The organism is Pseudonocardia hierapolitana (assembly GCF_007994075.1).
GTDB classification, from domain to species: Bacteria; Actinomycetota; Actinomycetes; order Mycobacteriales; family Pseudonocardiaceae; genus Pseudonocardia; species Pseudonocardia hierapolitana.
In genome coordinates this window covers 4,304,554-4,330,111 of the sequence record NZ_VIWU01000001.1, presented here as the reverse complement: position 1 = coordinate 4,330,111, position 25,558 = coordinate 4,304,554, and the positions used below count along the sequence as shown (strand labels likewise).

The 25,558-nt window shown below is 70.4% G+C and carries 26 protein-coding genes and 1 tRNA gene; 16 read left to right on the top strand and 11 right to left on the bottom strand.

Annotated elements, in window-relative coordinates; all coding sequences use genetic code 11:
• Positions 1–945: 945 nt before the first annotated feature.
• On the bottom strand, positions 946–2,271 hold the full coding sequence (locus FHX44_RS20480; protein ID WP_147257272.1) for an acyl-CoA dehydrogenase family protein: 1,326 nt from the start codon (positions 2,269–2,271) through the stop codon (positions 946–948).
• 191 nt (positions 2,272–2,462) lie between these two features.
• Positions 2,463–2,759 (bottom strand): hypothetical protein, encoded by a 297-nt coding sequence (locus FHX44_RS20475; RefSeq protein ID WP_147257271.1) that lies wholly within the window; start codon positions 2,757–2,759, stop codon positions 2,463–2,465.
• 66 nt (positions 2,760–2,825) lie between these two features.
• On the opposite strand from FHX44_RS20475, the gene FHX44_RS20470 reads away from it, so the two are divergent.
• The 4 genes from FHX44_RS20470 (at position 2,826) to FHX44_RS20455 (ending at position 7,209) form a co-directional block, all read left to right on the top strand.
• Positions 2,826–3,806, top strand: a complete 981-nt coding sequence (locus tag FHX44_RS20470; RefSeq protein WP_147257270.1) for an ATP-dependent DNA ligase — start codon at positions 2,826–2,828, stop codon at positions 3,804–3,806.
• Positions 3,807–3,895: 89 nt separating this feature from the next.
• On the top strand, positions 3,896–4,939 hold the full coding sequence (locus tag FHX44_RS20465; protein ID WP_212612563.1) for a tyrosine-type recombinase/integrase: 1,044 nt from the start codon (positions 3,896–3,898) through the stop codon (positions 4,937–4,939).
• Positions 4,940–5,002: 63 nt separating this feature from the next.
• Positions 5,003–5,341 carry a helix-turn-helix domain-containing protein gene (locus FHX44_RS20460; RefSeq protein WP_147257269.1) on the top strand — a complete coding sequence of 113 codons (339 nt, stop codon included), beginning with the start codon at positions 5,003–5,005 and terminating at the stop codon, positions 5,339–5,341.
• Complete coding sequence (locus tag FHX44_RS20455; protein WP_147257268.1) at positions 5,338–7,209, top strand: hypothetical protein; 1,872 nt, start codon at positions 5,338–5,340, stop codon at positions 7,207–7,209. The genes FHX44_RS20460 and FHX44_RS20455 overlap by 4 nt, the downstream gene beginning before the upstream one ends.
• Positions 7,210–7,622: 413 nt before the next feature.
• Here the strand turns inward: FHX44_RS20455 and FHX44_RS20450 are convergent, their stop codons facing one another.
• Positions 7,623–8,432 carry a TIM barrel protein gene (locus FHX44_RS20450; RefSeq protein ID WP_147257267.1) on the bottom strand — a complete coding sequence of 270 codons (810 nt, stop codon included), beginning with the start codon at positions 8,430–8,432 and terminating at the stop codon, positions 7,623–7,625.
• Positions 8,429–9,430 carry a Gfo/Idh/MocA family oxidoreductase gene (locus FHX44_RS20445; protein WP_147257266.1) on the bottom strand — a complete coding sequence of 334 codons (1,002 nt, stop codon included), beginning with the start codon at positions 9,428–9,430 and terminating at the stop codon, positions 8,429–8,431. The genes FHX44_RS20450 and FHX44_RS20445 overlap by 4 nt, the downstream gene beginning before the upstream one ends.
• Before the next feature lie 77 nt (positions 9,431–9,507).
• Between FHX44_RS20445 and FHX44_RS20440 the strand changes: the two genes are divergently transcribed.
• Positions 9,508–10,542 (top strand): LacI family DNA-binding transcriptional regulator, encoded by a 1,035-nt coding sequence (locus FHX44_RS20440; protein ID WP_212612562.1) that lies wholly within the window; start codon positions 9,508–9,510, stop codon positions 10,540–10,542.
• A 52-nt stretch (positions 10,543–10,594) separates the two neighbouring features.
• On the opposite strand, the gene FHX44_RS44250 is transcribed toward FHX44_RS20440, so the two are convergent.
• From FHX44_RS44250 to FHX44_RS20425, 3 genes are all read right to left on the bottom strand, one after another.
• Entirely contained in the window at positions 10,595–10,855 is a 261-nt protein-coding gene (locus FHX44_RS44250) for a nucleotidyltransferase domain-containing protein (RefSeq protein ID WP_425469193.1), read from the bottom strand.
• A gap of 520 nt (positions 10,856–11,375) precedes the next feature.
• On the bottom strand, positions 11,376–12,212 hold the full coding sequence (locus FHX44_RS20430; RefSeq protein WP_147257264.1) for a hypothetical protein: 837 nt from the start codon (positions 12,210–12,212) through the stop codon (positions 11,376–11,378).
• A 699-nt stretch (positions 12,213–12,911) separates the two neighbouring features.
• Positions 12,912–12,993: transfer RNA gene (locus FHX44_RS20425), tRNA-Tyr, on the bottom strand.
• Between the two features lie 82 nt (positions 12,994–13,075).
• Here FHX44_RS20425 and FHX44_RS20420 point away from each other — a divergent pair.
• From FHX44_RS20420 to FHX44_RS20375, 10 genes are all read left to right on the top strand, one after another.
• A complete protein-coding gene (locus tag FHX44_RS20420; protein ID WP_170308967.1) occupies positions 13,076–13,567 on the top strand; it encodes a YajQ family cyclic di-GMP-binding protein in 492 nt (163 codons plus the stop codon).
• Positions 13,568–13,695: 128 nt separating this feature from the next.
• The gene (locus tag FHX44_RS20415; protein ID WP_246170495.1) at positions 13,696–14,016 is read left to right on the top strand and encodes a hypothetical protein; all 321 of its coding nucleotides are present in this window, start codon (positions 13,696–13,698) and stop codon (positions 14,014–14,016) included.
• 26 nt (positions 14,017–14,042) lie between these two features.
• Positions 14,043–14,384, top strand: coding sequence for a cupin domain-containing protein (locus tag FHX44_RS20410; RefSeq protein ID WP_147257262.1), 342 nt, complete (start codon positions 14,043–14,045; stop codon positions 14,382–14,384).
• 148 nt (positions 14,385–14,532) lie between these two features.
• The gene (locus FHX44_RS20405; protein ID WP_212612561.1) at positions 14,533–14,766 is read left to right on the top strand and encodes a hypothetical protein; all 234 of its coding nucleotides are present in this window, start codon (positions 14,533–14,535) and stop codon (positions 14,764–14,766) included.
• 6 nt (positions 14,767–14,772) lie between these two features.
• Positions 14,773–16,506, top strand: a complete 1,734-nt coding sequence (gene frdA / locus FHX44_RS20400) for a fumarate reductase (quinol) flavoprotein subunit (RefSeq protein WP_147257261.1) — start codon at positions 14,773–14,775, stop codon at positions 16,504–16,506.
• Positions 16,507–16,519: 13 nt separating this feature from the next.
• Complete coding sequence (gene sdhB, locus FHX44_RS20395; protein ID WP_342793512.1) at positions 16,520–17,242, top strand: succinate dehydrogenase iron-sulfur subunit; 723 nt, start codon at positions 16,520–16,522, stop codon at positions 17,240–17,242.
• The gene (locus tag FHX44_RS20390; RefSeq protein WP_147257259.1) at positions 17,227–17,628 is read left to right on the top strand and encodes a fumarate reductase subunit C; all 402 of its coding nucleotides are present in this window, start codon (positions 17,227–17,229) and stop codon (positions 17,626–17,628) included. Before sdhB ends, FHX44_RS20390 begins: the two co-directional genes overlap by 16 nt.
• The gene (locus FHX44_RS20385) at positions 17,628–17,978 is read left to right on the top strand and encodes a fumarate reductase subunit D (protein WP_147257258.1); all 351 of its coding nucleotides are present in this window, start codon (positions 17,628–17,630) and stop codon (positions 17,976–17,978) included. Before FHX44_RS20390 ends, FHX44_RS20385 begins: the two co-directional genes overlap by 1 nt.
• A 117-nt stretch (positions 17,979–18,095) precedes the next feature.
• Positions 18,096–19,067, top strand: a complete 972-nt coding sequence (locus FHX44_RS20380) for an IS481 family transposase (protein WP_147253972.1) — start codon at positions 18,096–18,098, stop codon at positions 19,065–19,067.
• Between the two features lie 145 nt (positions 19,068–19,212).
• Positions 19,213–20,118, top strand: coding sequence for an IS5 family transposase (locus FHX44_RS20375; RefSeq protein ID WP_147254064.1), 906 nt, complete (start codon positions 19,213–19,215; stop codon positions 20,116–20,118).
• 91 nt (positions 20,119–20,209) lie between these two features.
• Here FHX44_RS20375 and FHX44_RS20370 read toward each other — a convergent pair whose 3' ends face one another.
• The 4 genes from FHX44_RS20370 to FHX44_RS20355 all read right to left on the bottom strand — a co-directional run bounded on the left by FHX44_RS20370 (position 20,210) and on the right by FHX44_RS20355 (position 24,643).
• Positions 20,210–20,959 (bottom strand): alpha/beta fold hydrolase, encoded by a 750-nt coding sequence (locus FHX44_RS20370; protein ID WP_147257257.1) that lies wholly within the window; start codon positions 20,957–20,959, stop codon positions 20,210–20,212.
• A 98-nt stretch (positions 20,960–21,057) separates the two neighbouring features.
• Complete coding sequence (locus FHX44_RS20365) at positions 21,058–21,909, bottom strand: helix-turn-helix domain-containing protein (protein ID WP_147257256.1); 852 nt, start codon at positions 21,907–21,909, stop codon at positions 21,058–21,060.
• 29 nt (positions 21,910–21,938) lie between these two features.
• A complete protein-coding gene (htpX, locus tag FHX44_RS20360; RefSeq protein WP_147257254.1) occupies positions 21,939–22,805 on the bottom strand; it encodes a zinc metalloprotease HtpX in 867 nt (288 codons plus the stop codon).
• A 1,217-nt stretch (positions 22,806–24,022) separates the two neighbouring features.
• Positions 24,023–24,643: a hypothetical protein gene (locus tag FHX44_RS20355; RefSeq protein ID WP_147257253.1), complete on the bottom strand. Its 621-nt coding sequence runs from the start codon at positions 24,641–24,643 to the stop codon at positions 24,023–24,025.
• A 106-nt stretch (positions 24,644–24,749) separates the two neighbouring features.
• Here FHX44_RS20355 and FHX44_RS20350 point away from each other — a divergent pair, with 106 nt between their 5' ends.
• Positions 24,750–25,505 (top strand): enoyl-CoA hydratase, encoded by a 756-nt coding sequence (locus tag FHX44_RS20350; protein ID WP_147257252.1) that lies wholly within the window; start codon positions 24,750–24,752, stop codon positions 25,503–25,505.
• Positions 25,506–25,558 lie beyond the last annotated feature (53 nt).

The following is a 25,558-nucleotide window of genomic DNA, read 5'->3' as shown; positions in this document are numbered from 1 at the left end:
TTGGACGACGTCTACCGGCTCGGCTGCTGCGCATCGTCGGCGCGGCCCACCAGTCCCGGCACGACCAGTCCCCCGCTGGCACTGAGGGCCTTCCGATTGGCCACGCGCGGCCGAGTGCGCATGTGAAGGCACGGCTGCCGGCACCTGGTCGGGCTGCTCCTCGGACATGGCCCACCTGCGCAAGGACCTCGCGCGCCTGGGGGGTGGGGTGATGGAACCTGCGCCCCGGCGGGTGCCAGGCGGTTCTCGACGGTCTTGGCGGATGTGCGCCTGCGAGGTCATCTCGGCGGCGAAGTCGTGGAAGCGCCCGGACCGGTCGGCTGCGATCCGCGGCGAGCGGCAGCGGGTGCTCGAGGCCCCGGGCGGCGGCGCGTGCCGAGTGGGAGCTGTGGCTCCGAGACGGGAAGGAAGAGGGACTTAGGAAGCTGTCACAGCCAGTCCGCAGGGTCAGCGGGCTGTGATCTGCGTACCGTTCGCCGGTGCTCCCCCTGCCCGTGCATCCGATGATCGCGCGCCCGGCGACCGAGCTTCCGACGGGTAGCGGGTGGGCCTACGAGCCGAAGGCGGATGGGTTCCTCAACTGAACTCCACGATCGGGTGTGCCCGTCGGGCTTCGGCTTCGGCGCGGCGTCCTCGCAGGTGGGTGAGGCTTTTCTCGAGCGCAGCGACTTCGCCGAGCCAGACGTTGTCGCGGGCCTAAGCGAGCCGGGCCTCGGCGTTGGCGGTCATCTCCTCACGCCGTCCGAGCTGGGCGCGAAAGAGCCGGAAGAACCGGCAGCGGGTGCAGGCGTGCTCGTGGACGCAGGGTGTGTGGTGCCGTAGGGGGTGCCGAGACGCGAGAACCTGCGGAGTAACCGTCAGTCGTCGATGACACCTTGCTCACGGCAGCAGCTGTGCGTCCACTGCCGCGATCGCCTCAGCCGCCGCCCCAGCACCGCTGCGGCCTCAGGGAGCGACCATGTCAGGAACGACGGTGTCGATCGCCTCGTGCTTCTTCCCGAAGAGCACGTACTCGTCATCCATGATCGCCCGGGGGTTGAACTGCGGGTCGGCGAGGAAGCCGTGCACGCGCCGGCGCTGCATGCCCATATTGCCGCCGTCGTAGATCGGGAAGACCGACGCCTCGCGCAGCAGCTTGCCGAACCCATGGACGGCGTCCAGGCTGTTCACCCCGACGACCTGCATGCACTTGTACACGCAGTCGAACATCATCTCGGTGACCTGGATCTTGTTCATAGCCCCGACGAGCTCCGCGTGCTGGTCGTGCTTGTCGAGGTAGTCCGCGGCCCGCCAGGTGAAGTACCGGCCCATCTCGATCTTCGCGGCCACGTCGCCGAGGACGTAGCCGGCGTTCTGGAAGTGGATGATCGGCTTGAGCGCGCCTGCCGTGTTGTTCCTAGCGAAGTCCAGGGCCTTCTCGTACGCGGCCCGGGCCACACCGACCGCGGCGATCGCGGCGACCGGACCCGACCACGCGAAGTTCCGGTTGATCACGAAGTCGCCGTTGCCCTCGGCTCCGGGCAGCAGGTTCGCCGCCGGGACACGCGCGTTGTCGAAGACCACCTCGGCGTTGGCGGTGAGCCGGTGCCCCTCCTTGTCGATGTACTTGTAGGTGATCCCCGGCGTGCCCCGCTCGATGACGATGGCGGAGAGCCCGTCCGTGCCGCCCTTCTGCGGGTCCGTGCGGACGATCGCCGTCTGCAGGTTGACACCCTGCTCGTCCCAGCCGGCCGCCGACGGCCAGTACTTGCGTCCGTTGAGCACGTAGTGGTCGCCGTCTCGTTCTGCAATCAGGCCGACCCCCGCGGGACGGGGTAGCGGGATATCGAAGTTGGCGGTGCCTCCCGGGTTGCCCGGCGGCTCACTGGCGGTCCAACCACCGAGAAACTCGCCGGACGGGTCCGACGTCGCGGCACGCAGGAAGCGCTCCTTCTGCTCCTCCGAGCCGTACCAGGCCACGGGCATGAGCCCGAGGCCGTTGCACAGGACCGTGCAGGCGAACCCGGGGTCGACGGCGCAGATCTCCTCGGCCGCGATCACGAGATCCACGCACGACACGCCCATGCCGCCGTACTGCCTCGGCAGCATGCACATGGCGATCCCGGCCTTGTACGCCTCGACGTAGGCGGGCTTGGTCCGCTGGACCGCGCGCACCGGGTCCGGCTCCCGGTCGGCCTCCGGAACGATCGGGGCCAGCACATCACGCGCGAAGGCACGGACGTCGTGCTGCAGCTTCCGCTGCTCGTCGGAGAGGGTGAAATTGATGCTCATGCTGCCGGTGCTCCCTTCCGTCGCCGGCCCGGCACGTTGCGATCCCGGCGACGCGCCCGTCCGGCACACCTGTGCCGGCGCAAGGCTTCTCCCAGGGGTCCCAGGCGTGAAGACCGGCGGCGCGAGTCGCCACCAATTGCGCAACTGCGCTTAACGGGCGTGCCCCGATCGGAGGCCGCGGAACGGCGGTCCTACTGCCAGGCCATGATCGCGTCCAGGACGCCTTCGGTGACGGCGCCGGCGAGCTGTGCGAGCGCGAGCATTCGAACGCCGACGGTACGGTAGAACAGCGCGTCGGTGGCCGCTTGCGTTGCCGCGTAGGTGGGGGCATGCAGCCAGCTCGCGACGGGCGCGTGCCCCGTCTTCCTGCCGGGCCTGCTTCCACTGGGCCATGTCGTCCTGCACGAGGTAGTCGCCACCCGGGTGGCCACACTGGCGCGGCCCATTCCGTCCAGCTGGCTCGGGTAGCTCTCCAGCAAGCCGATCAACTACCGGCCCGTCGTGCCGGACAGGGTCGTGGAGCTTGACGTCGACACAGCCTTCGAGCATCAGCGGTGGCGCCACGGAGCACGGTTCGTTTCCGCCCACACCAACAGCCTGCGGACGTTCGGCCCGCGACCCTGTACCCAGCGCTCAGGTTCCGAGTTCAGTCAACTGATCGCGCGATCGCGACCGTCGCCGAGGACCGCGTGCGGCTACAGTCACGGCAGCTGCACTCGCTCACCCCGTTCTTCCCGGACGTGGTCGACGCCCTCGGCACGTGGTTCCGCAACGTCGTGCTCGACGGTGAGCTCGTCGTGTGCGGCGACGGTCGGCTCGACTTCACCGCGCTCCAGCGCCGGCTCGCCAGCTCGCGCGTGGCCGCCGAGGCACCGGCGTCCTTCCTCGTGTTCGACGTGCTCGAGGCGGGCGGAACCGACCTGCGCGCCTATCCGTACAAGGTACGGCGGGCCGTGCTGCAACGGCTGCTCGACGGGCTCGCACCGCCGCTCGCACTCGTGCCGATGACCACCGACGCCACCGCGGCCCGCGGCTGCCTCACCGGGCACCTCGATGCAGGGATCGAGGGAGTCGTCGCGAAGCGGCTCAACCAGCCATACCGGCCCCGCTCGACCTGGCGGAAGGTGCGCGCCTACACCAGCATGGAGGCGATCGTCGGCGGCGTGCTCGGCCCAATCTCTGCACCGGTCGCGCTCGTCCTCGGCCGCCCCGACCAACGCGGCGAACTCCGAGTGGTCGGCCGCACCACGCCGATCCCCCGACACCTGCGGGCCGAAATCGGTACCCAGCTGCGTCCCGCCTGCGCAGCACATCCCTGGCCAGCCGTGCTGCGCCCGGCGCGATACGGAGACAGCGCTCCCGTCGAGTACGCAAGGGTCGAACCGCGGGTGGTGGTCGAGCTGGTCGTCGACGCGGCGATCGGCAGGGTGCAAGGGCGACCCGTCTGGCGTCACCCCGCGAACCTGCGGCGAATACGCGCAGAGTTGCATCCGATGGACCTTTCGCCACTTGCCAGTGACGCCTGGTCAGAGTGAGATCCGATAGCCCTCGGCCTCGGATCCTCTCCTGACGTCGATCAACCCCGAGCCGAACAGCTGACACATTGTTGTGTTAGATGCAACGCGTGGATGAGGTTCTGGATACGCCCGGGTCGGCGCGTTTGGTGCTGGCCGAGGGCGTGTCCTACCTCGATCCGGCGCCGGCGGTGTTCGAGGCGATGTTGCAGGGCTGGGCGCGCCAGCAGCGGGTCCGCTTCCTGAAGGCGGAGACGATCCAGCGTCGGCAAGACCTGGTCCGGCGGGTGGTGCGCTTCTCGGGGCAGTACCCGTGGGAGTGGACGGCGGCGGAGCTCGAGGCGTTCATCGATAGCCGGCGCTCGGCTGCGCAGATCGTCGTGTCGACCGCGCGCGGCTACCTGGGCGGGCTGCAGATGTTCCTGGGCTACCTGACCGACCCGCGCTACGGGTGGCCGGAGGCGTGCCGCGAACGATTCGGGCGCGCGCCGGTGCAGCTGTTGGGCGAGTGGAACACGATCGCGCATGTCAGCGCCTACGAGGGCGGGCCGGGTCGGCGGCCGTTGAGCTATGACGAGGTGCAGGCGTTGTTCGATGCCGCCGACGGGCTCGTGGACGAGATCCGTGCCCGAGGGCGCAAGGGCGGGCTGGCGGCGCAGCGCGATGCCGCCGTGCTCAAGACGGTCTACGCGTTCGGGTTGCGTCGCCAGGAGGCGTGGGGCCTGGACCTGGCCGACCTGCGGCGTAACCCGAAGGTGCCCGGGTTCGGGCAGATGGGGGCGTTGCTGGTGCGGTGGGGCAAGTCGTCGCGGGGCAGCCCACCGAAGCGGCGCACGGTGCTGCTGGTGCCGGAGATGGACTGGGTGGTGCCACTGCTGGAGCAATGGCTGCACGAGGTCCGGCCCCGGTTCGGCCCGGGTGGGCATCCGGCGCTGTTCACCACGGAGCGGCGGGGGCGGATGTCGATGCGTGGGATCAACGATGCGTTCGTCGCGGCCCGCGATGCCGCCGGGCTGGACGGTGTGTTGGATCTGCACTGCCTGCGGCACTCGTATGTGACGCACTTGATCGAGTTCGACTACCCGGAGCGGTTCGTGCAGGACCAGGTCGGTCACGCATACGCCTCGACCACCGCGCTCTACACCGGGGTGTGACTACCGCAACCGGCTGCTCACCCAGGCTCTGCAGGCCCAGGAGCAGCAGTGGGAGGAACAGCGATGATCCGCAAGATGGGCATCGAGTGGCATCTGCGGCTGCGGATGGCCGAGCGCGGGTTGTTCGCCACCTCCGAGCTGCTGCCGCTGCTGGCCGAGCGCGGTATCCACCTGTCCCGGGAGCAGGTCTACCGGCTGGTGACCCAGCCACCGCAGCGGCTGAGCATGGACACCCTCGCCGCGCTCTGCGACATCCTCGGCTGCTCCCCGAACGACTTGATCGAGGTGCAGGCGGTGAACAAGCAGGTCCGCAAGGCGAGTGGGGACGCTGGCCGACCGGCTCCGCCGCCGGTCCGCCGGACCACGATTCGTCGGCCCGGCTCCGGCGGAGAGCCGAGGTGAGCACGGCGGCCGCCGATGCCGCCCGTCAGCGCGTGCTCACGCTGCTCACCACGCAGCTTCCCGACCTGGACGCGCAGGCCGCGGACCAGGCGCTGGTGACGGCGAACGCGGCCGGGCAGGCGTTGTGGGATATCGACAGGCACCTGGCCGTCCACCCGGATGCGCTCGTCTCCGGTTCGCCCGACGTTCCGCCGTCGGTGTTCCGGCTGGTGGTCGTGCTCGAGGCGGCCGGGCATCCGGTGCGCGTGCCGCACTGCGCCGGCTGCGGTCAGCGGAAGCCCCTGCCCCAACGCATCCCGGCCGGACGGGTCTGCGTCAGCTGCCGGTCGAAGGCCGTGCCGCCCCACCCCTGCACCCGGTGCGGCCAGCGGAAGCAGGTAGTCGCGCAATGGCCGATGGGGCCGGTTTGTCGACGCTGCTACCGAGAAGTCCGGGGCAGACCGGCACCCTGCGGCGGCTGCGGCGCCATCAAGCCGCTGATCGGCGTCGACGGCCGCGGCCGCGGCGTCTGCGGGGCTTGCGCCGGAGGGCGCTTCGACTATGTCTGCCGGCGCTGCGGCGGTGGGGAGGAGCGCTACCAGGACGGCAACTGCGTCCGGTGCGTCGCGATCGAACGCCTGCACGAGCAGTTCCGCGGCCCGACCGGCCAAGTGCTCGACGTGTTGGTGCCGCTGCTCGCGGCGCTGGCTCAGGCGGATCGCCCCCGATCGGTGCTGGAGTGGCTGCGCCGAGACGACGGCGGCGCGCAGGTCCTGCGGCAGCTGGGCGCCGCGGGGGTGGAGCCCACCCACGAGGTCCTGGACTCCCTGCCGCCTACGGGTGTGAACGCGCTGCGGCAGATGCTGGTGCACGTCGGGGCGCTCCCGGCTCGGATCGAGTACCTCGAACGGGTGCCAGCCTGGCTGAACCGGCAGCTGGCGCTGCTGCCCGAGCAACACCGCCAGGTCATCCACGTCTACGTCACCTGGTCGGTGCTGCGACGGGCGCGCCAGCGCGCCGCGCACGCCCGCTTCACCGAAGCCAGTGCACACAACCTCCGCGGCCGAGTCAGGGCGGCCCTCGCGTTCCTGCGGTGGCTGGATGAACGGCACGTCGCGCTCGCCGATGTCACCCAGGCCCTGATCGACCAGTGGCTCAGCGAGGGCGCCTGCACCCGGAGGGTCGTCAAGGACTTCCTCGACTGGGCCGCTGGCCGAGGCCTCGCCCCCGAACTCGACATCCGCTACCTACCTCCGTCCGAGCCCGACCTGTCGGTCACCAACGAGGAACGCTGGGAACAGCTGCGCCGCTGCCTCCACGACGCCACGCTGCCCCTCGAAGTCCGGGCCGCTGGCGGGCTCGTCCTGCTCTACGGGCTCCCGGTCAGCCGGATCAGCGAGCTCACCGCCGAGCACCTGATCTCCACCGAGACCGGCCACGTCCTGCAGCTCGGCGGGCACCGCACCGCGTTGCCTCCGCCCCTCGCCGCGCTGCTTACCGACCTCGCCCGCACCGCGGTCACCACCTCAACCGTCGGCCGCAGCGTCCCCGGGCCACGCTGGCTGTTCCCCGGCGGGCTGCCCGGGCAACACTTCACACCAGGCCGCCTCGCCAACATGCTCAATCGCCACGGCATCCGAGTCCGCGTGGGTCGCAACTCCGCGCTCGCCGCCCTTGCCGCCGACATCCCCGCCGCCGCGTTGAGTCCGCTACTCGGGATCAGCATCGAAGCCGCCGTGCGCTGGACCCACCGGGCCAAGCGTGACTGGCAGGCATACATCCAGGCACGAGCGACAGCACCTGCCGCCCCGGATCGTGACAGCAACGGTGCGATGGACGCACCGGCCACCGAGCAGGGCGCATCGCGCAGCGGACGAGTGAGGCCCTAGCCTCCGCCGGCTGCGACGAGGAGGGAGCGCTCTTCCGTGGACGCCTGTGCCCGGGCTCATGACCTCTAAAGGCTTGCCAGATCGCGAGCCGCAGAACGATCACGTGGGAAGGCTTCTTAAACGCCAGGGATCACGCAGACAGAACCAGATGGCTGGATGGACCGATCGGAGTCGGCCTGCTGGGCTGCTTACGAGGATGCTCGGCGCAGGTGTGCTCGCCGTCGCCGCGCCATCCAGCCCGAAGCCGACGATCTCGTGGAGCCGGACTCCCACATGCCTTCCCCATCGATCCCGAACGTCTGCGATCGACACGCCGCCGCAAGCCGATCCCTCCGCCGGCAGGGAACTATCGACGCACCCCTCCTCCGCCGGCGCGCCCCCTTCCCGCTCACGCCGCCGGTCGACGGGGCGCGTCAGCCGAACCCGGGTGGGTCGGCGGACGAGCGGTGCGTGAATGCGTCCCGGAATCGGTCGAGCGCCTCCAGTGGGTCGTGCGAAGCCCAGCCTTCCAATCCGACCACGCCGTCGTAGCCGAGGCGCGCCAGGGTCGCAGCGATGGCGGGGTAATGGATCTCACCGGTGCCGGGTTCGCAGCGGCCGGGGACGTCGGCGACCTGGATCTCCCCGACGACCGGCAGCGCCCGCTCGACCAGCTGCACGAGGTTCCCCTCGCCGATCTGGGCGTGGTAGAGGTCGAGGTTGAGCCGCAGGTGCGGGCTGTCGACGGCCTCGACGAGCGCGAGCGTGTCGGCCGCCCTCGCGAACGGCACCCCCGGGTGGTCGACTGCGGTGTTGAGGTTCTCCAGGGTGAACATGCGCCCGGCGCGCTCCGCCAGCTCGGCGAGCCGAGCCAGCGTCCGCGCCGCGGTCAGCCACATCCGCGGCGTGACGACCGGCGAGGCCACCACGGGCAGGCCGCGGTCGTCGAGGCCGGTGCCGTGCACGTTGAGTCGGGGGCAGTCGAGCTCCTCGGCGACCCGCAGTGACCGCTCCGCGGTGCGCAGCAGTTCCTCGGCTCCGTCCGGGTCGGAGAGGGTGCCTCGGATGTAGCCGGTCATCGAGGTGAACCTCGCCCCGGTCTTGGCGAGCGCGGCGATGTCCTTGGCCGTCCAGTCCCAGATCTCGACCTCGAACCCGAGGTCGGCGATGCGGCGCACCCGCTCCTCGATCGGCTGGTCGAGGAACAGCATCTCGGCGCAGGCGGCGAGCCGGAATCCGGTCACTTCGCGACCTCCTCGATCCGGACCGGACGCCCGGCGCGCACCGATCCGGCCGCCGCCAGCGCGATCGCCAGCGCCGCGCGCGCGTCCTCCCCGCCCACCGGGGCCGGCGTCCGGTCGCGGACGGCGGCGACGAAGGCGGCCAGCTCGGCGACGTAGGCGCCGGCCAGGAGCTCCTGGTCGCTGCGGGCCATCTCGACCGTGCGGCCGGCCGCGCCGGAGAAGATCATCCCGGTGCGGCGGCCGTCGCCCAAGGTCGCCATGCCCCCCGATCCGAACACCTCGCCGCGCACGTCGTAGCCGTACGCGGCCTCGAAGCACGCCTCCGCGACACCGGTGGCACCGTTGGTGAACCGCACCACCACCACCGCGGTGTCGAGCAGCCCGCGCTCCCGCCACTCGGGCTCGACGAGCGCGTCGGCGGTGGCGTAGACCTCGACGGCCTCCGCGCCCGGGTTGAGGAACCGCAGGGTGTCGAAGTCGTGGATCAGGGTCTCGTTGAAGATCGTGTCCGGCGGCACCCGGGACGGGTCGAACCCACCGGGGTCGCGGGTGACCGAGCGCAGCAGCCGCGGGATGCCCAGCCGGCCGTCGTCGAGCAGGGCGCGGGCGGCCTGCCAGTCCGGGGCGAAGCGCCGGTTGAACCCCACCTGCAGCACCACCCCGGCGGCGCGGGCGGCGTCGATCGCCCGGTCGGCGTCGGGCAGCGAGAGCGCCATCGGCTTCTCGCAGAACACCCCCTTGCCCGCCCGGGCCGCGGCCACCACCAGATCGGCGTGGAAGCGGGCGGGCGCGGCGATCACCACCGCGTCGACGCCCGGATCGGCGAACGCCTCCGCCGGGTCGGAGTAGGCGCGGTCCGCGCCCAGGCGCTCGGCCACCCCCGGCGCCGGGTCCGCCACCGCCACCAGCCGCGCCCCCGGGATCCGGCGCGCGAGCGACTCGCCGTGGAACGACCCCATCCGCCCCGACCCGACCAGGGCCACCCCGATCGCGTTCATCCGCTCCTCCTCGAGCCTAGAACGTTCTATGGCGCGCTAGCCTAGAACGTTCTAGGCGAGATCGGTAGGGTGTGGGGGTGACCCGAGCAGAGCGCGCTCGCCGGCCGACCCTCGCTGACGTCGCAGCCAGGGCGGGCGTGTCCGTCGCCCTCGTCTCGATCGTGATGCGCGACGTCCCGGGCGCGAGCCCGGCCTCACGGCAGCGGGTGCTGCAGGCCGCCGACGAGCTGGGCTACCGCCCGGACACCCGCGCCAGGCTGCTGCGCAGCAGTCGCAGCCGGCTGCTCGGCGTCGTCTTCGGGGTGCAGCACGCCTTCCACGGCGACCTGGTCAGCGGCCTCTACACCGCCGCTGACCGCGTCGGCTACGAACTGGCACTGAGCGCCGTCACCCCACAGCGCGACGAGCAGCGGGCCGCGGCGAGCCTGCTGCAGGACCGCTGCGAGGCGCTCGTCCTGCTCGGCCCGCACACGCGCACGGCCCACCTCGCCGAGCTCGCCGCCCGCCTGCCCGTCGTGGTCGTGGCGCGCGCGGTCCGCCACCGCGACGTCGACGTCGTCCGCACCGCCGACGAGTCGGGTCTGCACGAGGCCGTTGACCACCTCGTCGGCCTCGGCCACCGCCGGATCGCCCACGTCGACGGCGGCCGCGCCCCGGGAGCCGCCGAGCGCCGCCGCGGCTACCGCGACGCCATGCGCCACCACGGCCTCGCCGCCGACGTGCATGTCCTGTCGGGCGGGCTCACCGAGGACGACGGCGCCGCGGCCGCCCGCGCCCTGCTCGACCTCACCCCGCGGCCGACCGCCGTGACCGTGTTCAACGACCGCTGCGCCCTCGGCGTGCTCGATGTGCTCCAGCGCGCCGGCCTGGCCGTACCCGGCGACATCAGCGTCGTGGGCTACGACGACAGCCGCCTCGCCCGCCTGTCACACGTCGGCCTGACCACCATCGCCCAGGACATCGAGCAGATCACCACGCTCGCCGTCACCCGCGCGATCGACCGGCTCGAGCGCAACCCGGTCAGCCACCGGGAGCTAGTCGTCCCACCCCACCTGGTCGTCCGCACCACCACCTGCCCGCCGCCCGCCACCTGCCCGCCGCCCGCCACCTGATCGAGCGAATCGTGGCGCGTGGCCCCGACGCCGACGAATGCTCTCTCGGGTCTCACACCAACGGTGGCTCCTGCACACGACTGCTCGAGCAACGTCGGCGCACCGTGCACCGCGGGCCGGGCCAACCTCGACCGCCCGGCACAAGGCACGGAACCCGGCGGGAGAGCTCGCGGCTGATCTCCGCAGCCGCGGCGACCGGCAGGCCGATGGTAAACAGGTCGACGTCCGACTCCGCGATCCGCGCTTGGCCGGTCGCGACGGAGCCGTACAAGTAGAGCGAGACGTTGCTGTCGACCTTGCCGACCTCCGCCACCACGGCGCGAACGACCGGCTCGAAGGCGCGACGGGCACACGATCCCGCGGCGCTCCGGTCATGATCGTCCCGTCAGGCCTGACACCTCACCAGGATCACGCACAGGGAGCCCTCGAAATCCGGGTGGACGAGCGTCACCGCTCAACGAGCTGGGCAACGGCGGCCGGTATCGAAGGACCGCCACGAGATCACCACGGTATGAAGCATCGTGCCTGGCTCACGCACGCTCAACGGAGATCCCGGAGCCTGCGGCGTTCGCCGCGTCCTGCACCCAAACGAGCAGTACTCGACGGTACCCACCCGCGCCCGGCGGTCGAGTACCGCGCGTCGTGGAGCATTGCGCAGGGTTCGAATACCTACCGTCCGCCAGCTGTGCGCTATGACCTCCACCCCAACGACATCAGCGCGGCCGCCTCAGCTTCAGCTGCAGTCCCACATCGTGCCCGGCAGTCTCATCCTTCCGAGTGAAATGAGCGAACGCGCAGCGGTTCGCTCCAATTCAAGCGAGGACGCGGCGCAATCATTCCCTTGGCACGACTGGAAGATCACGCTTCTCAGGGAAGAAGCCGTACCTGCCTTCCGCAGACTTTGTGAAGCGAATAGTTCTAGCATTCTTTTCGGCTACGTCAGCCGGCGGGTCTACGTTCTCCAAAACGATGGTCTGGCCAGGAAAGTCGGTAGCGAGATAGCGGAAGAACGACTCGGCCACGTAACCACTAACGGCCTCCGACTCGGCCTCGTCATCTTGAGGAGGACCGTAGGGCTCTCGGTATGTCACAAGAGGCGAGTCGAGGATTGCGAAACCAGGATGAGGCAAGTCACGCTCAACGCAGTAATTGAGCAATGCCACCTTAAACGCGGCGTGCAAGATCGACCTCATACCCTTCCCGCGATTGGGCCGCGCTCTCCCCGCAACGACAATATCGTCGATTTCTTGGTCAAAGTGAATCGGCTCGTACTCTTGAACTCCCCACTCGGACAGGACTGCCGAGACCGAATCGGAGAAGTCTTTCAGCACCATCCCATTCGGTGTTCCTGCGGGGCGTTGCACGTCCTTGACCGCTTCTAGGCTCTCGCCTTCAGAGTAGGTAGCCCTAATCTCGCCAAGTCGCTCCAGCTGCTCGTAAAGCCCGAGACTTCGCTCGACCTGAGAGCGAGCATCCAACAACGCTGTCATTTCGTCTTTGACTGGTGAGATCTGACCGTCCAGTGCCGTTAGGCTGCGTTCGTGAGTTGCGATCTCCTGCTCAGCAGCCGCGAGCTCAACTCTGGTCGCGCCAGCTTCCCTGTCGAGGTCTGAAATTGTCTTTTGAAGATCCGCCAGTAGCTCGCGTGTCCGCCGGCTTTCAGCTTCCACCGAGACGGCGATATCTGTCGCCTCCCCATGGTCATGATTCAGCGGATTCTGATGCTCAACCTCTGCACCGCAGATACACACACGCCGGGGGTGAAGTAGCCGAAGAGGGTACCAACTTCGCCAACTATCTCAAGCCGCGCCAAATCCGACTCGTACTTCTCGCCGAGGAGGTTGAATCGAGCGGTTAGATTGGCAATTTCGGTCAATCTTTCCTGGGCTCTGTATTGCAGTTGCTACCCAAGCCACCAGGTACCCGACAACGAACTCGATCCCCGTCAGGTCCACGCATCCCCCATCAGTGGTGGGTCTCCGGCAGCACCCCGACGATCACCTGGAGATCAGCAATTGTGGGAGTCAGCCGTACACAGTGCCCGAGTCATGTCGCAGCAACCCGAAGAGATGTAACAGCGCCGGCGGCGATTGGGCACCAGGCGTCATCACTCGGCGGCCGGAAACCGCGCGTCCGGATGCTTACGACGGGCGTCCATCGCGGCTGCCGTGCTGTCGCCGACGATGCACGGAGGCTAGGCACGACCGCTCAAGATGACAGGTCGTGCCAGACACCACGCGCCTTGGCAGCCGGCCCACGGACGGCCCACGGACGGTCGGCCACAGCCGGTGCGAGCCGGACACCACCGGACACACGAGAACGGCCCCCGACCAGCGTTTCCCCTGGTCGGGGGCCGTTCACCCCGGGTGTGGCGGGTGAAGGATTCGAACCTTCGTAGGCTGAGCCGACGGATTTACAGTCCGCTCCCTTTGGCCACTCGGGCAACCCGCCCCGGTGCGCCGTGGCGCGGACACGAGGATACGACAGTGAAAATCCGGGTTCCGCAGGGGCCCGGCCGAGGAGGAGGCACGCGGTGGCAGACCCGTCGTTCGACGTGGTGAGCAAGGTCGACAGGCAGGAGGTCGACAACGCCCTCAACCAGGCCGCGAAGGAGCTCTCGCAGCGGTTCGACTTCCGCGGCACGGGCACCTCGATCGCGTGGGCGGGCGAGGAGGCCGTGACCATCGAGTCGGAGACCGAGGAGCGCGCCAAGGCGGCCGTCGAGGTCTTCAAGGAGAAGCTGATCAAGCGGAACATCTCGTTGAAGGCCCTCGAGATGGGCGAGCCGGCGGTGTCCGGGAAGACCTACAAGATCAGCGGCAAGATCCTGCAGGGCATCGCGGCCGACAAGGCCAAGGAGATCAGCAAGACCATCCGGGACGAGAAGCTCAAGGGCGTGCAGGCGCAGATCCAGGGCGACCAGCTGCGGGTCTCGGGCAAGAAGAAGGACGACCTGCAGGCCGTGATCGCGCTGCTCAAGAGCAAGGACTTCGGGATCGCGCTGCAGTTCACCAACTACCGCTGACGCTCCGGGCCCGACCAGCGTGATCGTCGGTGTGGTGTGTCCCGTGGCGAGCTGCACCGACCTCACGTTCACCCCACTTCGCGTCGCCGCCGCCGGCACTTGACCTCAACGAGAGTCGAGGTTCTACGGTGCTGATCGACTGGCGCGAGTCGTCCACGGCGCTCGAGGAGCAGGTAGTGATCGTCACCATCGCCAGGGTTGCCGACCCCGATCGGTTCCTGGAGGTCTTCACGACCGTCGGCGCGGAGAAGCGGCGGGAGCACGGCTGCCGGGGTGCCCGGGTCTATTTCGATCCCGACGACGCGCACCGGGTGTGGTCGGTCTTCGACTGGGACGCGAAGGACTACGACGAGTTCCTCGCGGACCCCGAGATCCCGGCCATCGCACGAGAGCTCGGGATCCAGGCGCCCCCCGTGCACGTCGTCGCCGCGACCGAGCTCGACGCCTGACCGCTACGCAGGGAGAGAGTTTCGCCATGGCCGGCACGCCCTCGCAGGCCCGCAGGTTCAGCTCGGCGATCGGCGACGACGCCGTCCGCTTCGGCGACGGGATCCTCATCGCGCCCGCCCTCGGCAAAGAGACCAGCAGGTCGATGAGCGCCTACACGTCGTTCTTCCATGCGGGGGCGCGTGCCGACCTGCCGGCCTCCTACGAGGAGGTCTGGGTGGTGCTCAGCGGAGCGCTACGAGTGGGCGCCGAGGGCGACGCCGTGACGGTGCGCGCGGGCGACTTCGTGCACGTTCCGGAGCAGGCGCCCGGGGTCGTCGAGGCCATCGAGGACACCACCATGGTCTGCGTGTCGGTGCCCGCTCATTGACGAGGGCGCCGGTCACAACCACCGCTGGAGAGCGAACGCCTTCCGGTAGCACCGCGCGCGATCAACGATGAGCGCTTGACTCGATCAGCCCCCGCGGTGTGCCATGGCAGTGACATCGGTCACATGGCCGATGGCGCGGAGGTGGATCGTGATCGGCACGAGGACTCCCTTCACCAGCGAACGCGCGCCCTGCGGGAAGCGGGTGAGCGGCACCCGCTACTTCGAGGACGACGGCTCCGGCATCCGGTGTGACGACATCACCTACGCGTGCGGCTGCCGGTCGATCTCCCACCAGTTCCATGACGGCAGCTGCCGCACGAGGGTGACCCGGCACGACGGCCGCGTGCTGCTCAACGAGCTCTCCGCCGAACACGCCGAGTAGCTCCCGATGGGCGACCACGACGTCGTGGTGGTGGGGGGTGGTGGCGCAGGGCTGCGCGCTGCCATCGCGATCGTGGAGGCCCAGCCCCGGCTCTCCGTGGCGGTGGTGTCGAAGGTCTACCCGATGCGCAGCCACACCGTGTCTGCGGAAGGCGGGGCCGCCGCCGTCATCGGCAACGACGACAGCCTCGACGAGCACGCGTACGACACCGTGTCGGGCAGCGACTGGCTCTGCGACCAGGATGCCGTGGAGGCGTTCGTCGAGGAGGCGCCGCGGGAGCTGCTGCAACTGGAGCACTGGGGCTGTCCGTGGAGCCGCCGACCCGACGGCGAGGTCGCCGTGCGCGCGTTCGGTGGCATGAAGAAGATGCGCACCTGGTTCGCCGCGGACAAGACCGGCTTCCACCTGCTGCACACGCTGTTCCAGACGTCGCTGCAGTTCCCGCAGATCGTCCGCTACGACGAGTGGTACGTCACGAAGCTCCTCGTGGACGACGGCGTCGTCCGCGGGGCCGTCGGGATCGAGCTGGCCACCGGCCGGATCGAGGCCATCACGGGACGCGCGGTCGTGCTGTGCACGGGCGGGTGCGGGCGCGTCTTCCCGTTCACGACCAACGGCAACATCAAGACCGGGGACGGGATGGCGCTGGCCTACCGTGCCGGCGCCCCGCTCAAGGACATGGAGTTCGTCCAGTACCACCCGACCGGCCTGCCGTTCACGGGCATCCTGATCACCGAGGCGGCCCGGGCGGAGGGCGGGTGGCTGCTCAACAAGGACGGCTACCGCTACCTGCAGGACTACGACCTCGGGACGCCCTCACCCACGCCGGTGATGCGCAGCATGGAGCTCGGGCCGCGCGATCGGGTCTCCCAGGCCTTCGTGCACGAGCAGGAGAAGGGCAACACGGTCGACACGCCCTACGGCCCGGTCGTCTACCTGGACCTGCGCCACCTCGGGGAGAAGGTGATCGACGCCAAGCTGCCGTTCGTGCGCGAACTGTGCCGGCAGTACGAGCGCATCGATCCGGTGCACGAGCTGATCCCGGTACGGCCGGTGCAGCACTACATGATGGGCGGCGTCCACACCGACATCCACGGCGCCACCGGGCTCGCCGGCCTGTTCGCCGCGGGCGAGGTGGCGTGCGTGAGCATCAACGGCGCCAACCGGCTCGGCTCGAACTCGCTGCCGGAGTGCCTGGTGTTCGGGCGCAGGGCGGGGATCGCGGCTGCCGAGTACGCCGCCGCCGACACGGGGGCCCCGAGCGTCGAGGCCCAGCTCGCCGACGAGCGCCGGCGGCTCGAGCACGACCTGGTGGCCCGCCGCAACGGCCGCGAGCGGATCGCCGACGTGCGCACCGACATGCAGCACGCGATGGAGGGCAGCGTCGGCATCTTCCGCGACACCGAGTCGCTGCTCACGGGCGTCGAGCAGCTCGCCGAGCTGCGGGAGCGGTTCGACAAGGCCACCCTCGAGGACACGAGCCGCACGTTCAACACCGAGCTCGTCGCGGCGCTGGAGCTCGGGTTCATGCTCGACGTGGCCGAGACGATGGTGGCGAGCGCGCTGCGCCGCGAGGAGTCGCGCGGCGCCCACCAGCGCACCGACTTCCCCCGCCGCGACGACACGCGGTTCCTCGCCCACACGCTCGTCACCCGACGCCCGGACGGGGCACCGCACGTGGAGTACCTGCCGGTGACGATCACCCGCTGGCCGCCGGGCGAGCGGGTCTACGGGAGGTGAGCGCGTGCCCGACATGATCACGTTGCAGGTGACCCGCTACCGGCCGGAGTCGGAGAGCGCGCCGACGGTGCAGGACTACGAGGTGCCGATGCGGGAGGAGTGGGCGGTCCTCGACGGCCTGAACTACGTCAAGGACCACCTCGACGGCACGCTGTCGTTCCGCTGGTCGTGCCGGATGGGGATCTGCGGCAGCTGCGGGATGACCGTCAACGGCGACCCCGCCCTGACCTGCGGCACCTTCCTCACCGACTACGCGCCGGGCCCCGTCCGGGTCGAACCGCTGGCGAACTTCCCCGTGATCCGCGACCTCGTCGTGGAGATCGACGACTTCCTGCACAAGCTGCCCGAGGTGAAGCCCTGGCTCGTGCGCGACGACGACGGCGGCGTGGCCGACGTGGAGTTCCTGCAGACGCCGGAACAGCTGGACGCGTACAAGCAGTACAGCATGTGCATCAACTGCATGCTGTGCTACTCCGCGTGCCCGGTGTACGGGATCGAGCCCGACTTCCTCGGCCCCGCGGCCATCGCCCTCGCCCAGCGCTACAACCTCGACTCCCGCGACCAGGGCGCCCACCAGCGGCTGGACGTGCTCGCCACCGATGCGGGTGTGTGGGCGTGCACCTACGTCGGCGAGTGCACCCGAGCGTGCCCGAAGGGCGTGGACCCTGCGGGGGCGATCCAGCGCTACAAGCTGACGGCCGCGGCGCGGACGCTGCTGCCGTGGAGCAGACGGTGAGCGCGCCGTACCGGCAGCCCCTCCCGCTGTTCTGGTGGACGCGCCGCCGCTCGTACCTGCTGTTCGTGCTGCGGGAGCTGTCGAGCGTCGCCGTGGCGTGGTTCGTGGTGCACTTCCTGCTGCTGGTCACCGCGGTCCACCGCGGCCCGGCCGCCTACCGGGAGTTCATCGAGTGGAGCGCGGGCCCGCTGATCCTCCTGGTGAACCTCGTCGCGCTGGCGTTCGTGCTGCTGCACGCCGTCACGTGGTTCAACCTGGCCCCGAAGGCACTCGTCGTGCGGATGCAGGGGCGTCAGGTGCCACCGCAGGCGGTGGCGGCGGGGCACTTCGGCGCGTGGTTCGTGGTGTCCGCGGTCGTGGCCTGGATCCTGGTGGTGATGCTCTGATGGCCAGGCCGTCGAGGGTCGAGGCCGCAGCGTGGCTGATGTTCAGCGCCGGGGGCATGGTCACCGCGTTGCTCGTCCCGGTGCTGATGCTGCTCTTCGGCGTGCTGTTCCCGCTGGGGCTGCTCACCCCACCCGATCACGCCGGGTTCGCGGCGCTACTGGGACACCCGCTGGTCCGGATCCTGCTGCTCGGGCTGTGCGTGCTCGCGCTGCTGCACTGGGCCCACCGGTTCCGCTACACCCTCTTCGACGGCCTGCAGCTCGATCGGATGCGGACGCCGATCAGCGTGCTCTGCTACGCAGCCGTGCTGGCCGGTTCGGTCTGGGCGGCGGTCGTGCTGTTCGGCTAGGGTGTAGCGACTCAGGACGTTGTTGACAGTTCGGTCAGCGTGTCGGCTTGATCGAGGGAGGACCTCCGGGCGGAGTGGGTGTGTCTCACGCACTCGCTCCAGGCCCAGGAGGTCCTCGTGGCGCACCGTAACGCCCGCACCACCGTCTTTGCGCGGCGGCTCATCGTCGAACGCTTCCTCGCCGGGTGGCCAGCGGCGCGGATCGCCGAGCAACTCGGCGTCTCCCGAGCGACGGTGCACAAGTGGGTCCGCCGCTACCGCGAGGAGGGCTGGGACGGACTTGCCGACCGCTCGTCGCGGCCGCACACCAGCCCGAACCGCGTCGCCGCACAGATCGAGGACCGCATCCTCGAGTTGCGAGCCACCGCGCATCGGGGAGCGGTGTTCCTGGCCGGCGAGCTCGGCCTGGTCGCCTCCACCGTCGGCCGGGTGCTGGCCCGCCACCAGGTGCCGCACCTGGCCGCGATCGACCCGATCACCGGCGCACCGGTCCGGCGCCGCCACTGCGGGATCCGCTACGAACGCCCCCACCCCGGGGATCTGATCCACATCGATGTCAAGAAGTTGGGCCGGGTCCCTGACGGCGGCGGCTGGCGGCTGCACGGGCGCCGAGAAGCCCGCCAGAGCGGAATCGGGCGCGGAATCGGGCGCGGGATCGGCTACGACTACCTGCACGTCGCGGTCGATGACCACTCCCGGCTGGCCTACATCGAAGCGCTGCCCGACGAACGCGACACCACCTGCGCCGGGTTCCTGCACCGGGCCGTGGCCTGGTTCCGCGAGCACGGCGTGCGAGTGCTGCGGGTCCTGACCGACAACGCCAAGGTCTACCGGATCGGGCAGGACTGGCGGGCGGTGTGTGTCGCGCTCGGGATCCGGCGCCGGTTCACCAAACCCGGCTGCCCCTGGACCAACGGCAAAGCTGAACGGCTCAACCGCACCCTGCTGACCGAGTTCGCCTACGCCCAACCCTGGCTGTCCAACCACGACCGGCTCACCGCCCTGGACAGCTGGGTCGAGCACTACAACACTCGACGCGCCCACTCCGCCCTCGGCGGCCGCCCTCCGATCACCCGACTCGCCGCATGACCGTCAACCTCCCGAGTCAGTACAGCTAGCGCCTGTTTAGAAAGTGGATCTTCGTCGTCGGCCAGCGCGTGTCGGTCGGCGGAGATGAGTGAGGCCTCCGGTAGATGGATCAACGACCAAGAAGACCATCACCACCGGAGACCTCGTGGGGACCGTACCCGCGGGTGCCCGTCATGACCTCACCGACGCGCAGTGGCAGCTGCTTGCACCCCTGCTACCTGCGGTGAGTGGGCGTGGGCGGCCCCGAACGTGGACCAGACGACAGTTGATCGACGGGATCCGGTGGCGGACCCGTGCCGGCACACCGTGGCGGGACATACCCGAGCGGTACGGGTCCTGGCAGTCGGTCTACGGCCTGTTCCGGGCCTGGCAACGTGACGGCATCTGGACCCGGATCATGGAACGCCTGCAGCAACTCGGTGACGAGGCTGGCCTGATCTGCTGGGACGTGTCGGTGGACTCCACGATCGTGCGGGCGCACCAGCACGCCGCGGGCGCCCGCCAAGACCCGGCCGGTCAAGTCGAACCACCCGGTGATGAGCCGGCCGACCACGCACTCGGCCGGTCCCGTGGCGGATGGACCACAAAGCTGCATCTGGCTTCTGAGCAGGGGCGTAAGCCGCTGTCGATGCTGCTCACCGCCGGGCATCGAGGAGACAGCCCGCAGTTCGTGCCGGTCCTGGAACGCATCCGGGTCCTGCGGCCCGGGCAGGGGCGGCCCCGGACCCGACCGGACCGGGTACTGGCCGACAAGGCCTACTCATCCTGGGCCAACCGCGCCTACCTACGCCGACGCGGTATCCGCGCGACTATCCCGATCAAGCGCGACCAGCAGGCCCACCGGCGTAAGCGTGGATCACGTGGTGGACGGCCTCCACGGTTCGACCCCGACATCTACCGCCAGCGGCATGCCGTTGAGTGCAGCATCAACCTGCACAAACAGCACCGAGGGTTCGCCACCCGCTACGACAAGCTCGCCCTGCGCTTCGAAGCCACCACCCAGATCGTAGAGATCAACATCTGGCTCCGCCGATTAGTAAACACGCGCTAGGGCCGTACCGAGGAGAACCGTCGACGAGCGATCCGCGCACGCCTCGCCGATGCTCCCGCTCTCCGCCCGCGCCGCCCGTCGACGGGGCGCGTCAACGGACTGGGGGTGCGTGAGCGGCGTCGCGGTGCCTGAGCAGGAGCTCCGCCACCGCCGCAGGGGCCTCCACGTGCGCGTTGTGGCCCAGCCCCGGCAGATCGACGGGCGACGGGACGAGCGCGCGCAACTGCTCGGCGCTGACCATGGTGTCGTGCTCACCCCTGGCCAGGACGACCGGAACGGGCGCGGCCGCCAGCAGGGCGGCGAGCTGCGGGTCACCCACACCGAACGCGCGGGGGTCGAGCGCCGGGCGCCACATCCCGTCCCGCTCGACCACGCCCGCGAGCGCGGCGGCCGAGTCGGGGGCCACGAGGCCGTCGAGGCCCGACACGCGCAGGTGCCGGGCCACGGCCTCGTCGCGGGTGGCGAACCGGGCCGGCTCGCGGGCGGCCAGCGCGGCGGCCCGGGCGAGCTCCTCCGGCGTCCAGGCGACCTTGATGCCCAGGCCGATCACCGCGCGGACGCCGGGCCGCGCGGCCAGGTGCAGCCCGACCACACCGCCGAAGGAGTGCCCGAGGACGACGGTGCCGGCCGGGTCCACCATGTCGGCGACGGCCTCGGCCACGCCGGCGAACGTGTAGGCAGGCAGCGGGGCGGAACCGCCGTGGCCCGGCAGGTCGGGCGCCACCCATGCGCCGGGCAGCAGCGGCAGGAGCCCGTCCCAGACCTCGGCCGTGGCACCGAGCCCGTGCAGCAGCAGCACCACCGGTTCGCCCCGGCCACCGGACCGCACCCGCAGCTCCATGCCGCCAGCATGGCGCACGCACCCGCCGTGCACATCGCAGCGCCACCCTGCACACCGTGGGACGTGTGCACCGTGGACGCGGGATGTGCACGGTCGGCTCAGGCGCTGACCGGGGCCTCCATGCGCCGGCAGGCCTGGGCGTAGGCCACCGGGGTCATTCCGATGGCCGCGGTGAAGTCGCGGATGAAGTGGCTCTGGTCGAAGTAGCCGAGCTCGGCGGCCACGTCCGCCCACGGCCGGTGCTGCTCCCGGGCGAGCACGGCGGCGGCCTCGTGCAGGCGGTAGCGGCGCAGCACCCACTTCGGGCTGACCCCGACGTACCGCTGGAACAGCCGCTGCAGCGTGCGGGGGTTGATGTTGAACCTCTCGGTGACGTCGTCGACACGGGCGATCGTGCGGTCGTGCAGCAGCGCGGCGACGATGCGCTGGACGACGTCGACCTGTGGATCCGGCGGCGGCCGGCGCTCCCGCAGGAACTCCTCGACGAGCGCGACGAGCCGGTCGGCCCCGGGCGCCGCAGCCATCCGCTCGGCGAGCGCCGTGGCGGCCGGGCCCCACAGCTGCTCGGCGGGCAGCACGGCCCCGGTGATGTCGGAAAGCGGCCGACCGAGGAACGGCAGGAACCCGCCGGGCCGGAACTTGACCCCGAAGACCCGGCCTGCGCCGCGGTAGACGTAGGTGAAGCGCTCCCGCCCGACGCCGGACACGGCGAACCTGCCCCCGTCGAGCCAGAGGTTGACGCACGGGTGCGGGAGCAGCGTGACGGAGCCCTCCCGCCCCGGTGGCAGGTCCCACGACACGAGCCAGTGGCGCTCCACGAGGTCGGCCAGGTCGTCGGCGGCGGGAAACCGGTCGAGGCAGTAGCGGTCGTCCCCGCGGTCCGGCTCGAATCCCGTGCGCACGCCGAGCACGCCGTATTCGCTCGTGGTGGCGACGGGTCGATCAGGCACGGGAACAGGATGCCCCAGTGGCCCGACACTCACCCCCGGTGCAGGTGCATCTCCTCCAGCCGCCGGATCCGCTCACCCAGCGGTGGGTGGGTGGAGAACAGCCGCGTGAGCTGCTCACCGGCGCGGAACGGGCTGGCGATCATCAGGTGGGACTGCGACGCCAGCTGAGGATCGGGCGGCAGCGGCGCGAGCTGGGTGCCGCGCTCCAGCTTGCGCAGCGCGGACGCCAGCGCGAGGGGGTCGCCGGTGAGCCGGGCGCCGCTCGCGTCGGCCTGGAACTCCCGCGACCGGCTCACCGCCATCTGCACGACCCCGGCCGCGACCGGGCCCAACAGCGAGATCAGCAGCAGGGCGATCGGGTTGGGTCGGTCCTCGTCGCTGCCGCCGAACAGGCCGGCGAACATCGCGATGTTGGCCAGGAAACTCACCATGGAGGCGAGCGCGCCCGCCACCGAGGAGATGAGGATGTCGCGGTTGTAGACGTGGGAGAGCTCGTGGCCCAGCACGGCGCGCAGCTCCCGCTCGTCGAGCATCTGGAGCAGACCGGTGGTGGCGCACACCGCGGCGTGGCGCGGGCTGCGCCCGGTGGCGAACGCGTTGGGCGCCGCCGTGGGGCTCACGTAGAGCCGCGGCATCGGCTGGCGCGCCGCCCGCGACAGCTCCCGCACGATCTCGTACATCACCGGGTGCTCCGGCTCGGTGATCGGCCGGGCGTGCATGGCCCGCAACGCGATCTTGTCGGAGTTGAAGTACGCGTAGCCGTTGACGCCCAGCGCCACGAACAGGGCGATCACGAGCCCCGTGCGGCCTCCGAGAAGCGAACCGACGAGGAGCACGAGCGCGGAGAGACCGCCCAGCAACACGGCTGTCTTCAGCCCGTTCATCGACTTGTGCACTTCCGGGTCCTTCCTCCCCCGGCTCCTTCAACGAGCAACCACCAGGCCGTGTTCCGGGCACTGGTTGTAGATCGTCGCGTCTGAGGGCCCGGAGGGCTTCCGGCTGTCCGCGGCCTCGGGTTGCTGCGCCTGTGATCGACGGGGTGCGAGCACGGCCAGATCGAGGGTGTTGTCGAATCAGGCGTGTTGGTGCCTGTCCAGGCCTGCAGCGATCACGGGGCAGGTCGCTGAGAGGGCGCCGAGTCCGTGGCGGTCGGTGGGGCCTGCTGGCGGCGCCGCGCATCGTGCGTGGCCAGCATTGCGGGCAGGCCGGGGGTCTGCCCGATGGGCGCGCGCCGCCGCCAGCAGGCCGGTCTCACCGAGCACGTGAAGGTGGGCTTCCGTGCCGGTCGCGCACCTGGTGTGCGCTCGCGCGCCCCGTGTCGGCCCACGCGCCTGGTCGACGGGGCGCGTGGGCGGTGAACGGGTGCGTGAGCAGCGGAGATCGTTCCGAGCTGCACACCAGGGGCTCGGCGGGGACGTTGTGGCGCCGCGCGCCTCCGGGCAGGCCTTTGCCTGCCCGCGTTGGTTTGCCCGTAGGGGCCGCAGAGGCTCAGAGGTCAAGGGTCGCGAAGCGATCGCGCAGCGACGCCGTAGGCGCCCTTGACATCTGAGGGGCGGCCCCCGCACGATGCGCGGCGCCACCGAAGGCCCTGGTCCAAGGCGGCTACGGAGACCCTGGCGCCACCGAAGGCCCCAGCACACGCGCACCACAGCTCCCATTGCCCGGACACCTCACCAAAGGCGCCATGACCGGATTCGCCAACACCCTCGATCCGGCCGCGTGCGCGCCGAACCGCTGATCACGACATTCCGCGGAACGCGCCGGGTACGGGGTCGAGGGGAACGGGAGCGAACACGCAAGAAGCCCGGATGTCGGGCGGGCACGAGGTGATCCGAGCCGGGAACGGCGCGCCCATCGCAACACCCGACCAGGCCGACCAGACGGGCCCGCGCTCACGACGCCGAGCGGCATGATCCGAACTAGCGGTTGTCCATTGCTGTGGCCACAACCGTGGACAACCGATACCGCGGATCATGGGAGGCAAGATCCCGTGCAGCGGTTGCCTATCGCTGTCGCCACAGCAATTGACAACCGCTACTGCGGATCATTCGCGCGACCACCGCGAACGCGCCGATGCACCATGATCACGGAATCCGGTGGTAACACCACTGGGCTAGTCCACCCACCACCACCCGTCACCGAGTTCGACGGCACGGCGCGAGGAATCGCCGAAGACGTGCACCGGCTCTCGCCCGACCCCGCGGCCGTGGGCGAAACCGCCCCCTCCGTCGCGGAACCCGAGGTACGCCGGCACCAGGAGCACGGAACCGTCGAGCTGCCTGCTGCTCTCCAACGCCGTCGGCGCCATGCGCCCCGTTACGGAGATCGAACGCAGCCCCGGCGGCAGCTCGACGCCGTAGTAGTCCCACCCACCGGGCGTGCCGAGTCCCCCCGATTCCGCCAGCTCCGCCGCCGCGACGAACTCGGCCCGATGGGTCGTGAACCAGAACCGCGCGAACGCGACGTTCCAGTCCACCGCGAAGCAGAGCATTGCGGCGGCCACCACGACGGGCACCATCGCGACCGCCAGCGGGCTGCCGTACCGACGGACCAGCAGCAGCACCAGCATCGCGGTAGCGCCGATCGCCGCCACCAGCACAGAACCGATCAGCACCAAGCCCAGCAGGAAGAGGTGGTGGACGATCCACGGTCTGAAGAGCAATGCGAGCACGGCGCCGCTCCACGCGGCCAGCGCTGCGCCTGCGGCTGTCCATGTCCGGGAGGGGCGGGGCACGGGGGCTCCTCTGCGTTGCTGTTCGCTCCGGCTGCTGTTCGATCCCTGACGACCCGTCGCGCCCGGGACCGGTTGGGGCGATCCGGGCGGAAGGCAGGATGTGGGTATGGCCACCGACGTCCGCACGAAGACGACCGACGGCGTCGCCGTCCTCACGCTGTCGAACCCGGAACGGCGCAACGCCCTGAACATCGAGCTGTCCGGCAAGCTCGCCGAGGCCGTGCGCGCCGCGGCCGCCGACGACGCGGTCGGCGCGATCGTCGTGACCGGGGAGGAGCCGGCGTTCTGCGCAGGCGGCGACCTGAGCGAGCTCGCCACCGCCGACCCGGCCACGCTGCACACGGTCTACGCAGGCTTCCTCGCCGTCGCCGAGTGCCCGCTGCCGACGATCGCGGCCGTCAACGGTGCCGCCGTCGGCGCGGGGCTGAACCTCGCACTGGCGTGCGACCTGCGGCTGGCCGGGCCGCGGGCGCGGTTCGAGTCCCGGTTCCTCCCGCTCGGTCTGCACCCCGGAGGCGGCTATACGTGGATGGTGCAGCGGGTACTCGGCCCGCAAGGCGCCGCCGCGCTCACGCTTTTCGGCGAGGTCGTGGACGCCGGCGAGGCGGCGCGGATCGGACTGGTGCACCGTGTTGCCGAAGACGTGGTGGGAGCCGCCGTCGAGCTCGCCGCCCACGCGGCGGCGGCCCCCCGTGACCTCGTGCGCACCACGAAGGCGACGCTTCGGCTCACGGCCGGCATGGCGACCCAGGCCGAGGCCGTCGAGGTCGAGGTGCGGGCGCAGGCCGAGTCTGTGCGATCGGTGGAGTTCCGCGACCGGCTCGCCGCCCTCCAGGCGACGATCAGCAGGTCGGGCCGGTAACACCGTGTTTCGACCATGCGAACGATCGGGTGTGACGTGGACCGGGGCGCGAC